General features: G+C 49.4%; 11 protein-coding genes. 7 read left to right on the top strand and 4 right to left on the bottom strand.

Features of this window, described 5'->3' with window-relative positions; genetic code table 11:
• The first annotated feature begins 113 nt into the window (after positions 1-113).
• The 3 genes from rpsA to MKO97_RS09270 all read left to right on the top strand — a co-directional run bounded on the left by rpsA (position 114) and on the right by MKO97_RS09270 (position 6,840).
• Complete coding sequence (gene rpsA, locus MKO97_RS09260) at positions 114-1,886, top strand: 30S ribosomal protein S1 (protein ID WP_241102934.1); 1,773 nt, start codon at positions 114-116, stop codon at positions 1,884-1,886.
• A gap of 121 nt (positions 1,887-2,007) precedes the next feature.
• Positions 2,008-3,957 carry a T9SS type A sorting domain-containing protein gene (locus tag MKO97_RS09265; protein WP_241102935.1) on the top strand — a complete coding sequence of 650 codons (1,950 nt, stop codon included), beginning with the start codon at positions 2,008-2,010 and terminating at the stop codon, positions 3,955-3,957.
• A 117-nt stretch (positions 3,958-4,074) separates the two neighbouring features.
• Positions 4,075-6,840: a T9SS type A sorting domain-containing protein gene (locus MKO97_RS09270; protein ID WP_241102936.1), complete on the top strand. Its 2,766-nt coding sequence runs from the start codon at positions 4,075-4,077 to the stop codon at positions 6,838-6,840.
• Positions 6,841-6,845: 5 nt separating this feature from the next.
• On the opposite strand, the gene MKO97_RS09275 is transcribed toward MKO97_RS09270, so the two are convergent.
• Positions 6,846-7,547, bottom strand: coding sequence for a hypothetical protein (locus tag MKO97_RS09275; RefSeq protein ID WP_241102937.1), 702 nt, complete (start codon positions 7,545-7,547; stop codon positions 6,846-6,848).
• A gap of 146 nt (positions 7,548-7,693) precedes the next feature.
• Between MKO97_RS09275 and MKO97_RS09280 the strand changes: the two genes are divergently transcribed.
• Positions 7,694-8,182, top strand: coding sequence for a fasciclin domain-containing protein (locus MKO97_RS09280; RefSeq protein WP_241102938.1), 489 nt, complete (start codon positions 7,694-7,696; stop codon positions 8,180-8,182).
• Between the two features lie 143 nt (positions 8,183-8,325).
• Complete coding sequence (locus MKO97_RS09285; protein WP_241102939.1) at positions 8,326-8,883, top strand: fasciclin domain-containing protein; 558 nt, start codon at positions 8,326-8,328, stop codon at positions 8,881-8,883.
• Between the two features lie 50 nt (positions 8,884-8,933).
• On the opposite strand, the gene pheT is transcribed toward MKO97_RS09285, so the two are convergent.
• Positions 8,934-11,354 carry a phenylalanine--tRNA ligase subunit beta gene (pheT, locus tag MKO97_RS09290; protein ID WP_241102940.1) on the bottom strand — a complete coding sequence of 807 codons (2,421 nt, stop codon included), beginning with the start codon at positions 11,352-11,354 and terminating at the stop codon, positions 8,934-8,936.
• Positions 11,355-11,656: 302 nt separating this feature from the next.
• On the opposite strand from pheT, the gene MKO97_RS09295 reads away from it, so the two are divergent.
• Both MKO97_RS09295 and MKO97_RS09300 read left to right on the top strand, forming a co-directional pair.
• Positions 11,657-13,159 (top strand): aldehyde dehydrogenase family protein, encoded by a 1,503-nt coding sequence (locus MKO97_RS09295; RefSeq protein ID WP_241102941.1) that lies wholly within the window; start codon positions 11,657-11,659, stop codon positions 13,157-13,159.
• Between the two features lie 45 nt (positions 13,160-13,204).
• On the top strand, positions 13,205-13,576 hold the full coding sequence (locus tag MKO97_RS09300) for a DUF779 domain-containing protein (protein ID WP_241102942.1): 372 nt from the start codon (positions 13,205-13,207) through the stop codon (positions 13,574-13,576).
• Here MKO97_RS09300 and MKO97_RS09305 read toward each other — a convergent pair.
• Entirely contained in the window at positions 13,573-14,439 is an 867-nt protein-coding gene (locus MKO97_RS09305; protein ID WP_319800063.1) for an AraC family transcriptional regulator, read from the bottom strand. The genes MKO97_RS09300 and MKO97_RS09305 overlap by 4 nt on opposite strands.
• A gap of 96 nt (positions 14,440-14,535) precedes the next feature.
• The gene (locus tag MKO97_RS09310; RefSeq protein ID WP_241102944.1) at positions 14,536-15,393 is read right to left on the bottom strand and encodes a bestrophin family protein; all 858 of its coding nucleotides are present in this window, start codon (positions 15,391-15,393) and stop codon (positions 14,536-14,538) included.
• Positions 15,394-15,436 lie beyond the last annotated feature (43 nt).

The raw sequence follows: 15,436 nt of genomic DNA on the forward strand, positions 1-15,436 counted from the left end.
TTGCCCACCTTTTTGCGATAGGTTCCAATCAGGTATACAAAACGATTTATGTAAAACACTTCTGTTGTTTTCGCGTAAGGGACCACAAACGGCAGGATACAAGTATTTTTTTTATGTCTGAATTGACAAAAACACAAGCGGATTTCCTCGACACATTCAACTGGGATAACTACCAGGAAGGTATCGATGCCGTTGACGCAAAGAACCTGAAAGAATTCGAAGACCTGGTTGCCAAGACCTTCATCGATACCGATCAGGAAGAAGTAGTGGAAGGTACGGTAGTGCGTATCACCGATCGTGACGCTATCGTTGACATCAACGCGAAATCCGAAGGTGTGATTTCATTGAACGAATTCCGTTACAACCCGAACCTGAAGGTAGGGGACAAAGTAGAAGTTTTGATCGACGTTCGCGAAGACAAAACCGGACAACTCGTTCTTTCTCACCGTAAAGCACGCACCATCAAGGCATGGGATCGCGTGATCAATGCAAACGAAACAGGCGAAATCGTAAACGGTTTCGTAAAATGCCGTACGAAAGGCGGTATGATCGTAGACGTGTTTGGTATCGAGGCGTTCCTTCCAGGTTCGCAGATCGATGTGAAGCCAATCCGCGATTACGATCAGTATGTGAACAAGATGATGGAATTCAAAGTGGTGAAAATCAACCACGAATTCAAGAACGTCGTCGTGTCGCACAAAGCGCTTATCGAGGCCGATATCGAAGTACAGAAGAAAGAGATCATCGGGCAGCTTGAAAAAGGCCAGGTACTCGAAGGTGTGGTTAAAAACATCACGTCATACGGTGTCTTCATCGACCTGGGCGGCGTAGACGGATTGATCCACATCACCGACCTGTCATGGTCACGTATCAACCACCCGAGCGAAGTACTCGAACTGGATCAGAAACTCAACGTCGTTATCCTTGATTTCGATGACGAGAAAACACGTATCCAATTGGGTCTGAAGCAACTTCACCCACACCCATGGGATGCCCTTGACCCGAACGTTGCCGTTGGTGACAAGGTAAAAGGTAAAGTAGTGGTTATCGCTGACTATGGTGCTTTCATCGAAGTAGCTGAAGGTGTAGAAGGTCTGATCCACGTTTCTGAAATGTCATGGTCTACGCACTTGCGTTCGGCTCAGGACTTCGTAAAAGTGGGCGACGTGGTAGAAGCTGTCATCCTGACACTTGACCGCGAAGACCGTAAGATGTCACTTGGTATCAAGCAATTGTCGCAAGATCCATGGACCGACATCACGTCTAAATATCCAGTTGGTTCTAAGCACACCGGTACGGTTCGCAACTTCACCAACTTCGGTGTATTCGTGGAACTGGAAGAAGGTATCGACGGACTCGTGTATATCTCTGACCTTTCCTGGACGAAGAAAGTGAAGCACCCATCTGAAGTGGTTGCAGTTGGCGATAAGATCGATGTCGTAGTGCTCGAACTGGACGTTGACGGACGCAAACTGTCACTTGGTCACAAGCAGACACAACCGAACCCTTGGGACAAGCACGAAGCGGCTTTCGGCGTAGGAACCGTTCACACGGGTACTATTGCGGAGATCGTAGACAAAGGTGCTACAGTTGACTTCGGCGATGACGTAGTCGCTTTCATCCCTTCCCGTCACCTTGAAAAAGAAGACGGCAAGAAACTGAAAAAAGGCGAAACGGCTGAATTCAAAGTAATCGAGTTCAATAAAGAGTTCAAACGTGTTGTAGCGTCACACAGCGCTACCTTCCGTGAGGAAGAGGAGAAAAATGTTCGTGCAGCTGCAGAGAACAATTCTTCCAACAACACCAACGCGGCTCCACAGACACTTGGTGACAACAACGACATCCTCGCCGCTTTGAAAGCGAAGATGGAGAAAGGAGAGAAGTAATTTTTTCTTAGATAGTGAAAAGCCCTGCAGCAATGCGGGGCTTTTTTTTGGATAAACGATTTTTTATCTAACTTGCCGACAATGGTTTACGTTATTTAAACCATTGTAAATCAAAAAGTCTATGAGGAAAATCTACTTCTGCCTGTTGCTACTCATCTCGGCGTATGTAAAGGCGCAAATCGTCAATATCCCGGATGCCGCCTTTAAAAGTATGCTCCTGCAGGCCGATGTGGACAACGAGATTGCAAATAACCTGAAAATCGACGCCAACAACGATGGTGAAATCCAGGTGGAGGAGGCGCTCAGTGTGGTTACGCTTTCAGTAGCGAGCGACCAGATTGCAAATCTTGAAGGGTTAGGTTCGTTTTCGAATGTGCTTTTTTTGACTGTAGGTGGAAACCTGCAACTTACCGAAGTCGATCTGGACAATCTACACAATTTGGTTTCCGTTACATGCAACGGTACAGGGATTTCGACTTTAGACTTCTCGCAGACCAAAGTAAAGTATTTCGTCGTAAACAATAATCCGCAATTGGCGACTTTGCTTATCAAGAACGGGGTACGATCGCAGAACACGTTTCCTATTGGCATCGGAAGTATGGTGAACTTCAGCGGAAATCCCAGTCTTTCCTATATCTGCGTAGACGAATCAGAAGCGGGTTTCATCCAAAGCCAGGCCAATCAGGCTGCACCGGAAGTATCCGTAAATTCCTACTGCTCCTTCATTCCCGGAGGCGTCATTTATTCGATAACGGGAACCAACCGGTTCGACGCGACCTCAAACGGATGTGATACAAATGATCTACCCTATAATCAGATAAAAATAAATGTTTCGAACGGAGACACGGATACCGATACATACATCAGTCCGGAAGGCGATTATTCCGTTTATATGGGTGGCGGCGATTACACGCTTACACCACTACTTGAAAATCCGGCGTATTTTACCGTGACACCGGCCTCCCTAACGGCATCATTTCCGGCCGACAGTTCTCCGGTAAGTGCCGATTTTTGTGTAACCGCTAACGGAGTCAAACACGATGTAGACGTAATGGTAGTACCCATCAATGTCGCCATTCCCGGTTTTCCTGTCAAATACCGCATCATTTGTCGCAATATCGGCAACCAGCCCGCCTTCGGCACCGTGCAGTTCACGTATGACGGTTCGGTAATGGCACTTGCGAATGCAGGCGGAGGTGTGTCGAGTCCGGGAAGTCTGACGTTTACGTACGGTGGGTATCCCATAACCACGACCTGGGAATACAACGTCGAGTTCGTGCTCAATACACCGACCGCAAACCCGCCACTCAATTCAGGTGACGTGCTTACGTTCACGGCTACGATGACAGGATCGATGGGAACGGATGAGAATCAGGAGGACAATACATTTACGTTGCACCAGACCGTCTTCAACTCTATGGACCCCAACGACAAAACCTGTCTGGAAGGCACGACGATTGATCCGTCAATGGCCGGAAAATACGTCCATTACCTGATTCGATTTGAAAATACAGGAACCGCAAATGCGCAGAATATTGTCGTGAAGGACGTAATCGACACTACCAAATTTGACATGTCGTCCCTTATTCCGCTTGACGGCAGTCATCCTTTTACAACGCGTATCACATCAACCAACAAGGTAGAGTTCATTTTCGAAAACATCCAACTGCCGTTCGACGATGCCAACAATGACGGCTTTGTAGCGTTTAAGATCAAGACAAAGCCCACACTGCTAGCCGGAGATAATTTCAGTAACGCTGCGAGCATCTACTTCGATTATAATGCACCCATTGTAACGAATACAGCGACGACAACCCTGCAAGCGCTTGGCGCTTCTGACTTCGATTTCGACCGTTACGTCACCATATGGCCCAATCCGGTATCGGATGTGCTGCATATTGAAAGCACATATGATCGATGGTCGGCCGATATTTTCGATGGAGGCGGACACTTAGTCGCCACATTCACAGGGTCAGATTGCATCGACCTGACATTCCTGCCAACGGGAACCTACTTCCTGAGGGTCCGTACAAAAGGCGGGACGGCAGGCACAAAATTGATAAAACGATAATGAATGAAATCTCGTCCGCAGTTTCTGTCGGGTAGGAGTAACCGTATATCTTTGTAACGCGCTTGTAGCGTCACTGTGACCTGACGCGGGTCGGAGCAGTGTCTTAAATTTGTAATTATGAGAAACCTGTGTTTTTTATCGATTGTTTTTTTAATGTCGATTTCTGCGAAAGCGCAGAATATTGTATTCCCGGACGTAGCACTCAAGAATTATCTTTTGTCTGCCAATGCGGGAAATACAATCGCAAGGGGCGTTAACTCTTACATCGACATCGACACAAACAATGATAATGAAATTTCGGTTGTGGAAGCGCAGGAAGTTATTTCCTTGAATCTTGATAACAATTTTTTGTCCGATTTTACGGGATTGCAGGAGTTCGGTAACCTGACCGGACTTTCTATCAAATCCGCGTTATTGGAGAATTTAAGTTTATCTAATTTCCCTGGGCTGATATATCTTGGTGTTCGGGGTACCGAACTTAAGACAGTTTCATTAACGAACTTTCCATCTTTGACGAATTTTGTTTCGCAGGCAACTTACATTCATACCCTTACGTTTTCTGGGGCGCCTAACGTAAGTACCATTTCAATGGCGTATAATTTCCATACCGAAGGACTTCCTTTGCTGTCTCTGGATTTATCGTCCTGCCCGAATCTCCAGCAGTTCCTTTCGGCTAATTCCGATTTTGGCGATCTCGTTTTTCCAAACATAAATACACTTAAGACCATCCAATTGACGGAAAGTGAAGTGAGTTCGATTTCATGGTCAGGATGCAATAATTTGGAGACTCTTGTGACTCCGGTCGGTGCGGCTGTATCGGCGGATCTTACCGGGCTTAGCCTGTTACAGACACTAGATTTGGCAGGGAATAATCTACAGAATGTTAATCTCGATCAGTGCCCGATCCTTCGAAACTTGTCGTTGACCGGCGCGTTTACGTCGGTGGATACCTCGGTACTTCCCCTATTGGAATCGCTTAAGTTGGTCCAAGTGCTAAATCTGACTCAGTTGGATTTAAGCCAAAACGAGAATCTGAAAGTGCTGAACATTGGCCAGATGGGAATTACAGACTTCACACTGACTTCCTGCCCGTTATTGACGAATCTTTATATATCGAGTTGCGATTTATTGACGAATATAGAGGTAACGAACCACGAGAATCTTTACGAGGTATATCTGGGCAACAATCCGCAGCTCGTTTCATTGAATCTCTCGGCATCGCCTTCTCTATTGCGGATACGGTCGACTAATGGTGTGTTGCAAAGTGTCAATGTAAGTGAATGTCCGTCACTAACCCAGTTGAACTTAGCTAATAACCAGTTGACTACAATAGACGTTTCGTCATCGCCATTACTCGATGAACTGAGAGTAAATGGCTGCCCTAATTTACAGTCTATATTTGCAAAGAACGGTTCAATTGAATCAACTTTTACCTTTGGGCCGTCGGTGCAGTATATCTGCGCGGATGAAGGTCAGATTGCCGCGCTACAGGCAGTGCCAGCCAATGCTAATATCGAAATCAACACCTATTGTACGACGGTGCCGGCAGGAACGTTTTATACCATGTCAGGCATTTCAAGATTCGATGAGAACGCGAACGGATGCGAGGAAGGCGACGCCATTTTCACAAGGTTTAAAATCGGTATCACAGGTCCTCAATTATCAGGCTCCATAGGTGCGGGTGCCGCAGGTGAATATTCTTCCTATTGTGGTTCGGGAAACTTTACCCTTACACCCGTTCTTGAGAACCCTTCTTATTTCAATGTGTCGCCAGCATCAATTCCGGTGAGTTTTCCCAGTATGTCGTCGCCGGCCGATATCAGCTTTTGCCTTACGCCGAATGGAATAAAGCATGACTTGGATGTTACGGTCATACCCCTGAACGATGGTATCCCGGGAATGCATGCCCGTTACAGGGTTCTTTGTAGAAATCTCGGTAACCAGACAGAAACGGGTACGGTTCAGTTCACCTATAACCCATCCTTGATGGAGGTAGCAGATGCGGGGGGCGGCACTGCGAACTCAGGAAGTTTGAGTTTCAATTTCGCTGAACAATCAGTTAGCAGTACTTGGTGGTATGACATCGATTTTGTTTTAAATACGCCCTCCGATTCACCTGCATTAAATGGGGGTGACATCCTTCAGATGACCGCAACTATATCGACAACTAATACTGACTTCGTCCCGGCAGACAATACTGCAACACTACGCCAAACCCTGGTTAATTCCTTTGATCCTAACGATAAAACCTGCCTTGAAGGAAATATCATCGCTCCATCAATGGCGGGTAAATACGTGCATTACGTAATTCGATTTGAAAACACGGGGACGGCCAATGCGCAGAACGTAGTCATCAAAGACGTTATCGACACCACCAAATTCGATGTTTCGTCGTTAATTCCACTTGACGGTAGCCATCCCTTTAGAACACGTGTCACATCCACAAACAAAGTGGAGTTTATTTTCGAAAACATCCAACTTCCTTTTGATGACGCGAACAATGACGGCTTTGTTGCCTTCAAAATTAAGACCAAACCTACCCTCGTCGTCGGTAACACCTTCAGCAATAAAGCCGGTATTTACTTCGACTACAACCTGCCAATTATTACCAATACAGCTACAACCACGTTGCAGATTTTGGAATCCGGTGACTTCGATTTCGACCGTTACTTCACCATATGGCCCAATCCGACATCGGATATACTGCACATTGAAGGCACTTCCGACGTGCGGTCGGCTGAAGTATACGACCTGACCGGAAGGCTCGTAACGTCTTTCTTACATACCAAAGAAATGGACCTGACGTCGCTGGCTGCCGGAACCTACCTGTTACGTGTGCATACGGAAAAAGGCGTGGCGGCTACGCGTTTCGTCAAACAGTAAAGTAATCAGTTCGAAAACTCACTGTCCCAAATAACCTCATTGAAGTTCTTTCCTTTCCAGAAGCAATAGTAGATGGCGATACCACATACGCCCTTGAAGATGAAGAGGAAGGAAACGAAGTTGATGATCTCGGGTGAAGCACCTACGTGGAAAGTATCGGGGATAAGTGCCGTCAACAGGATGCTTACTACCAACAGGAAGCCCAACAGGCGAAGGAAATTCCGCATCGGCCATACCATCAGTTTCCGCAACGGATGCAGGTCGGTTCCCCATTTGTGTACCAGGTAGTAATAATCGTTGCCCAGCGACGCAAACAACAGCGGATCTTCCCGCTTTTTCAACAGGAACATCTTGGAGGGCGCCATGACGTGGAATTGGCTCAGTTCGGTGTTATGCGTCCGTTCCAGCTCGCGTATGGCCGTAATCGCCTCCACCGGATATGCCTCTTTGAAAAAACGGCTGGGCAGGAACCGCAGGCGATAGGTGACGCAGATTTCGCGAATCTGGTCAATATGGTAAATGCGCCCGGTATCGAGCAGATCGAAGTCAAACTGATTGGGCGTCGAGGTGGTGGTGGCCAGCCGTTCACTAACGGTAGTGCGCTTCCGGCTTTCTTCGTCAATCCATCCTCTCACCGCGTTTAAAAAGGCGTCACCCGCCTTCGCCCGCTGTCTCTCCAGTTTTTTGGCGATGTCAATGCGTTCCATGCTCGTTCTTTTTTGCTCTAATTTACGCAATAGCGTGTTGCGCGTGCGTTAAAATTAAAGCGTTTTAAAATGTAATGTATGGGTAAGATGGTGAAAATGAGCCGTCGGTAAACGCACTACCTTTAAGATACTAAAATACACGTATCATGAAACCTACCTATTCGTTTTTCGCTACCGTTTGCCTGTCGCTGTTCCTGGCGACTACTACCTATGCCCAGAAACAAAACGTGCTGGCGGGTGCCGCGGCGGATCAGAACACCTCCGAATTTGCCGCCAAGGCCCGTGAAGCAGGGCTTGCCCATTTGCTCTCCGGAAAAGGATCGTTTACCATTTTCGCCCCTACCAATAGCCATTTCAACGCCGGTTCCGCCAAAGGCGATGCGCTTCGATCGATGGTCAGCTATTATATAGTGCCCGGGAAAATCGACTCGGCTGTATTGGCCCGCGATATTGAAGACGGCTCCGGACGCGCCATTTATACCTCACTCGAAGGCGGCAAGCTTTGGGCGATGAAAGAAGGCAACCGCTTTGTCATCAAAGATGAAAAAGGCAATACGGTCACCATTAAAGAGGCCGATCATTATATGAGCAATGGCGTCATACACCAACTGGATGGTGTCGCCCTGCAGCAATAGAAAGAAGTACCCCCACAAGATAGCCCGCCTGCAAAGCGGGCTTCTTTATGCCCTTTTCACAAATCGCTGTTAAAAGCGTGATACCGGCAAACCGTCCTTCCTCCGACGGCGTAAATGGGGGAAACAATAAAATCCAATTTACCATGAAAATGCAAAAAATCATTTCCGCTTTCGCTGTTGCGACCGTATTGTTCACTGCCCAGATGGCGACCGCGCAAAACAACCCACAGGTGGGCGGCGCACCGATGTATGCGACAAAGAACATCGTAGAAAACGCCGTCAACTCAAAAGACCATACTACGTTGGTGGCCGCGGTAAAAGCAGCCGGGTTGGTGGAAACGCTGCAGTCGAAAGGCCCGTTCACTGTTTTTGCCCCTACCAATGCGGCGTTCGATAAATTGCCAAAGGGAACCGTGGAAACACTGGTAAAGCCTGAAAACAAGGCGACGCTGACAAAAGTACTGACCTACCACGTGCTGGCAGGCAAGTATGACAGCAAAGCGATCGCCGCGGCGATCAAAGCGGGTAACGGAACCGCCGTATTCACCACAGTCGAAGGCGGGAAGCTGAAAGCCATGATGAGCGGTAAGAACCTGGTACTCGTAGACGAGAAAGGTGGCAGGTCAATCGTAACGATTGCCGATGTATACCAATCAAACGGCGTCATCCACGTAATCGACACCGTGGTAATGCCCAACTAAGAAAGTGCCTGAAAATAAGAAATCCCGTCTGATGACGGGATTTTTTTGTTTTAGCGAAGACTGGCACCCAGTTCACTCTCGAACTGTTGCTGCAGCTTGCTCATGATCTTGTCTATCTGCGTATCGGTCAGGGTTTTGGTCGTATCCTGCAGGATGAAGCTCACGGCATATGATTTCTTGCCCGCCGGAAGGTTCTTGCCTTCGTATACGTCAAAAAGGCGGACTTCTTTCAACAGCGACTTTTCGGTTTGACGCGCCAACGAATAGATGGTTCCGAAACTGACGTTTTCGTCGAGTAAGAGGGCGAAATCACGTCGTACTTCCGGGTATTTGGGGATATCCGTAAACCGGATCTTGCCGCCCAGGTTTTTCAATACGGCGTTCCAGTTGAAATCGGCATACAATACTTCCTGACGGATATCGAATGCCTTCAGCAGGTTTTTCCTCACGGTCCCGAATTCCACTATGATCTCGTTGCCCAGCGCCAATGCCATTCCTTCCGCAAAAACATCCGATTCAACCGGAAGTGCACGCGTACCGGTCAGGCCCAAACGCGCTATTACGGCTTCCACATACCCTTTGAAAAGGAAGAAACCTCCGGGAACGGACGGTGTCCAGTTTTCCGCCTGACGGTCACCACTCATAAAAAGAGTAAGGTGTTTCGGCTCTTCATAACCGGACGGCAGTTTGTGATACGTTTTTCCGAACTCAAACAGCTTGAGGTCGCTGTTCCGGCGGTTGATGTTATACGCTACCGCCTCCAGGCCCGAAAACAGCATCGATTGTCGCATCGCCGCCAGATCGCCGCTCAGGGGATTCAGCATCGAAACACCAAACTGCGGTTTCAGGGTTTCAGACAGCGCGGTATACTCAGGTGTCGTCAACGAGTTGGCCATCATCTCATGGAAACCGTTGGCGTTCAAGACACCCGCTACAATATTCTGTATTTTATAATCTTCCGTGCGGGGTGAATTGGCTACCGTCGCATTCAATTTTTTCGAGAACGCGATGTTGTTGTACCCATACACGCGAAGGATTTCCTCGATGACGTCGATTTCCCGTTGCACATCTACCCGATACGCCGGGATGGTGAGTCCGAGTCCGGCATCCGATACACTGTTCACTTTGATATCAAGCGAGACGAGTATTTTCTTGATGGTTTCCTTCGGAAGTTCCTGCCCGATGATGCGAGCCGCTTTCGCGAAGTTCAGCACCACAGGGAAGTCCTCTATTTTCTTCGGATACAGGTCGATGATATCCGATGTCACTTCACCACCTGCCAATTCTTTGATCAGCAAGGCCGCGCGTTTCAATGCATACTCCGTGATGGTCGGATCGATACCGCGTTCAAAACGGAACGAGGCGTCGGTATTGATGGCATGTCGTTTGGCCGTCTTCCGCACCGATACCGGGTTGAAGTACGCGCTTTCCAGGAAAATGGAGTTAGTATTTTCGGTTACGCCCGAGTTCTTGCCACCCAATACGCCGGCGAAGCACATAGGGCCTTTTTCGTCGCAGATCATCAGGTCGTCGGCATGCAATTCGCGTTCGACCTCGTCAAGCGTAGTGAATTTAGTGCCCGCAGGCAGCGTTTTCACCACGACCTTGCTTCCCGTAATGCGGGCAGCGTCGAACGCGTGAAGGGGCTGGCCCAGTTCGTGTAGGACGTAGTTCGTCACATCCACGATATTGTTTTTCGGGTTGATACCGATGGCTTTCAAACGGTTCTGCAACCAGGCAGGGGAGGGCTTCACCGTCACACCCGACAGCGTCACGCCGCAATACCGCGGAGCCAGCTTGGCATCTTCTACCTTTACATCGATTTTCAGGGTGCGTTTGTCTACGCGGAACGCACTCACCGAAGGCGTTTTAAACTCCGTCGCGATGTTCCGCAAAAGAAGTCCGGCGCGAAGGTCACGGGCCACGCCCATATGGCTCATCGCATCGGCACGGTTGGGGGTAAGTCCGATTTCGAACACTTCGTCGTTCTCTACCTGGAAGACCTCGGCCACGGGCGTTCCGGGCTTCAGTTTCGCATCCAGCACCAGGATTCCGTCGTGGCTGTCGCCTAAGCCGATCTCGTCTTCCGCGCAGATCATGCCGTGGCTTTCCATATCGCGTATCTTCCCTTTTTTGATCTGGAACGCTTTTCCTTCTTTATCAAACAACGTTGTACCAATCGTCGCTACCGGCACTTTTTGTCCGGCTGCCACGTTTGCCGCCCCGCACACAATTTGCACAGGCGCGCCATCACCCAAGTCCACCGTCGTGACCTTAAGCCGGTCGGCGTTTGGATGCTTCTCGCACGTCAACACGTGTCCTACTACAATGCCTTCGAGTCCCCCTTTCACCGATTGGAAACGATCAACGGATTCTACTTCAAGCCCAAGGTCGGTGAGCAACGAAGCGGTTTCTTCCGATGTATTGTCGATTTTGATGAATTGGCGAATCCAGTTATAGGAAATTTTCATAGGTGCTTTTCGTAAACAGGTTGCAAATATAAGGAAAACGCCGCTGAGGGCGGGAAGCCGACCCGGATTTTCATAGGGAAACGCCCATCGGGAATCCCCTCAGTCACACTAGCTATCGGACTCCCATTTTAACGTCGATTTTTCCATATTCAAAATTAATGGTGGTCTTTTTTACGAATAGAAGGAATTTACCACCCGAAAAACAGCAAGTTGAAAATTTTGTGCTATCGATTGACTTTTTTGTGCTATCACCCGTAGCCGGTAGTCGGATACTTTTGACACAAACCAAAACTGTATACACTATGTCAACCATCGCACAATGGCCTGATTTCAAGCCGAAGTATGACAACTTTATCAACGGAAAATTTACGCCACCCGTAAAAGGCGGCTATTTTGAAAATGTCTCGCCTGTCAACGGAAAGGTCTTCACATCTGCAGCGCGATCGACCGTCGAGGATGTAGAAATGGCCCTCGACGCCGCACACGCCGCCTTTGCTACGTGGGGCAAATCGTCACCGGCCTATCGCGCTTCGCTCCTGAACAAAATCGCCGACCGCATCGAAGCGAACCTCGAATACCTCGCGGTAGTGGAAACGATTGACAACGGTAAAGCGGTGCGTGAAACCCGTGCAGCCGACCTGCCGTTGGTCATCGACCATTTCCGGTATTTTGCCGCTGTCATCCGCACCGAAGAAGGGTCCATTTCAGAACACGACGAGCATACGGTCAGCATCTGCCTGAACGAACCGATAGGCGTAGTCGGACAGATTATTCCGTGGAATTTCCCACTGCTCATGGCTACCTGGAAAATCGCGCCCGCCCTTGCCGCCGGTAACTGCTGTATCGTAAAAGCCGCTGAACAGACACCGACCTCCATCATGGTGATGATGGAACTGATCGGAGACATCCTGCCGCCCGGCGTGCTGAACATCCTGACCGGATTCGGCCTCGAAGCGGGTAAACCGTTGGCACAGTCACCCCGCATCGCGAAGGTCTCCTTTACGGGCGAAACCACTACCGGACGCCTCATCCTGCAATATGCGTCTGAAAATATCATCCCTGCTACCATGGAGCTAGGCGGAAAATCGCCCAACATCTTCTTTCCGTCCGTCGCCGATGCCGATGATGCTTTCTTTGATAAGGCGGTCGAAGGCGCGGTCCTTTTTGCCCTCAACCAGGGAGAAGTGTGTACGTGCCCGTCACGCATTCTCGTCCACGAGTCGATCTACGACGTTTTCATGGCCCGTGTCATCGAGCGTACGAAGGCAATCAAAACCGGTCATCCGCTTGACGGTACGGTCATGATGGGCGCACAGGCGTCGAACGACCAATACGAGAAAATCCGGTCATACCTGCAACTAGGCCGTGAGGAAGGTGCCGAGTTGTTGACGGGTGGTGATGTCAATACCATCGAAGGACTCGAGGGCGGGTATTACATCCAACCAACCATTTTCAAAGGACACAATAAGATGCGCATCTTCCAGGAAGAGATTTTCGGTCCGGTGGTATGTGTCACCACTTTCAAAACGGTGGAAGAGGCGCTTGAAATTGCCAACGACACGCTGTACGGACTCGGTGCCGGCGTCTGGACACGCGACACACATGAAATGTACCAGGTGCCACGCGCCATCAAAGCGGGTAGGGTATGGGTCAATAACTACCATGCCTATCCGGCGCACGCTCCGTTCGGCGGGTATAAAAAATCCGGTTTTGGACGCGAGAACCACAAGATGATGCTGGCGCACTACCAACAGACCAAAAACATGCTCATCTCATACGACAAAAACAAACTGGGCTTTTTCTAAGTAACTAAATTTGTGTAGGCCCGGTTCACGCCGGGCTTTTTTCTTATGTATAACAGGATTGCTATCACGCAACGCGCGGCTGCACTGGTGGCCGTCTTGCAACAACAGTACGGCGCACTCATGTTTCACCAAAGTGGTGGCTGCTGCGACGGATCACAACCCATGTGCTTCCAGGCCGGTGAATTCCGCGTCGGTGCAAACGATGTATGCCTGGGAACTATCGAGGGATGTGAATTCTGGATGAGCGGCGACCAGTTCGAATACTGGCAACACACCCACCTGACGATGGATGTAGTGGAAGGCCGTGGCTCCAGTTTTTCATTGGAAATACCGATGGGGTTTCGTTTCATCGTGCAGTCGCGGCTCTTTACGCCGTCCGAAGCCGCCGATCTTACGCCCATACGCCGCGGCGCCTAGCCCACGTTCAGCGCCTGGAACTGTTTCGGGGTAATGCCTTCCTGCTTCTTGAATAAGCGGATGAAGTAGTTCGGGTCGTCAAAACCGGCCATATAACCCACTTCGTTCACCTGTAGGTATGGGTCGCGGAGGAGTTTTTTCGCATGCCGGATTTTTTCGTGTAAGACAAAGTCGATGGGACTCATACCCGTCTCCCGCTTGAAAACCCGGTAAAACGAACTGGCACTCATACACGCCCGATCGCTGAGGATCTTCAATGTCAGGCTTTCGCGGATGTTGGACCGTATGAATTCCACCACCTGCGCTATCGGATGGTGGTTATCCGACAAGTGGTCGCGTTCAAGCGATTTCGCGGTCTGGGTTTGTATGATACGGATAAGCAGCTCCTGTAAGGTCAAATCGGCCAGGATGTCTTTTGCCACAGACGTACTCATACATTCATTGATCAGCTTCCCGATGGTGGCGGCAAGCTCGATGTTGTTGTAAAAAAAGTAATTCTGGTGGTCAAGCTGCCACATGCTACTCCCTTCCTTCGGATACCGTTCGTTCAGCAATTCGATCGTCCGGTCGATTTTCTGTTGGTCAATCGCCAGGGCCAGGCACTGCGTCGGGTTCTGGAATTCCGCTTCCGGGAAATCAATCTTCATCTCCACATTTGACGGAATCACCACCGTTTCACCCGGGAGGTACTCAAAGGCCGGATCGTCGAAAAGATGCATGATTTTCTTGCCGCGCAGCATGCTCGTGACCACGAAATCGGAAAAACGCAGCGGCACCAGATGCGAGTTCTCGTAGGTTTCAAAAAGGTTGAGTTCGCAGGCGTCAAGCGTATAGACCGTCCGGTTCTCCACGAGGGTCTTCAACGAGTTTTCGTGTGACAGTTGCGGAGGCGGTATCAGTGCGCGGGTCGGCGTCATCTCAGGTCGTAAGTGCCTAAAGATAAGAAAAATCCGATTCCGTCAGAGGACTTCCGCTACATGTTTTCGAATGTTCTCCGCGATACGGGCTGTCGGCAGGTCGTTTTCGTCGACGCCGAATGGATCTTCGATTTCTTCCGCAATCAGTTCCAGAGAGGCCAGTACATAGAAAATGAACACGACGATAGGGGCGACGAAATAGCCCAATGAAAAGGCGTAGCCAAAAGGCAGTGTCATTACATAAAAGAAAATGAACTTCTTGATGAACGCACTGTACGAGTAGGGGATGGGCGTGTTTTTGATGCGCTCGCAGGCACCGCAAATCTCGCTAAACGACTGCATTTCCGCGTTCAATATAATGAGTTGGTCGCCCGTGAGGACTTTTTGCTGGTACAGACTGTTGAGCCGCGCAAACATAAGGGCCGCCAGATGGTTGGGTTGGTGGCCGCTTTCCGGAAGTATGACGTCGTCGAACAGTTGCAGTGATAACTTGTCGTCTTTTAAATGTACATCGAGTACGGTCGCATAGGCCGGAATGGTCTTCCGGAAGAACGCCCGGTCGTTTTCGTCATGCAGCATCGCCGATAGCTTCAGCGCCAGGTTCCGGCTGTTGTTGACGAGACTACCCCACAGTTTGCGTCCTTCCCACCAACGGTCATAGGCACTGTTGGTGCGGAATACCAATAAAAGGGAAATCACGAATCCTAAGATACCGTGCAGTTTGTCTACATTCCGGATATAGCTTTTTTCCCCAACCTGGAAGTATTCGACCTCCAGCCATCCGACCAACGCGGCATAAATGCCAATACCCAACATCACTGGGAACAGGGTGCGGAAGGTGTCGGCTTTGTGAAAGCGGATGATAAAAGCGAACCAGTCTTTTGTGTTGTACGAAAGCAAAACAGCGGGTTTTGAGAGATGAAAACGGGTCTAAGATATCGTA

The sequence above is a fragment of the Flavobacterium sp. HJ-32-4 genome (genome assembly GCF_022532105.1).
GTDB lineage: Bacteria > Bacteroidota > Bacteroidia > Flavobacteriales > Flavobacteriaceae > Flavobacterium.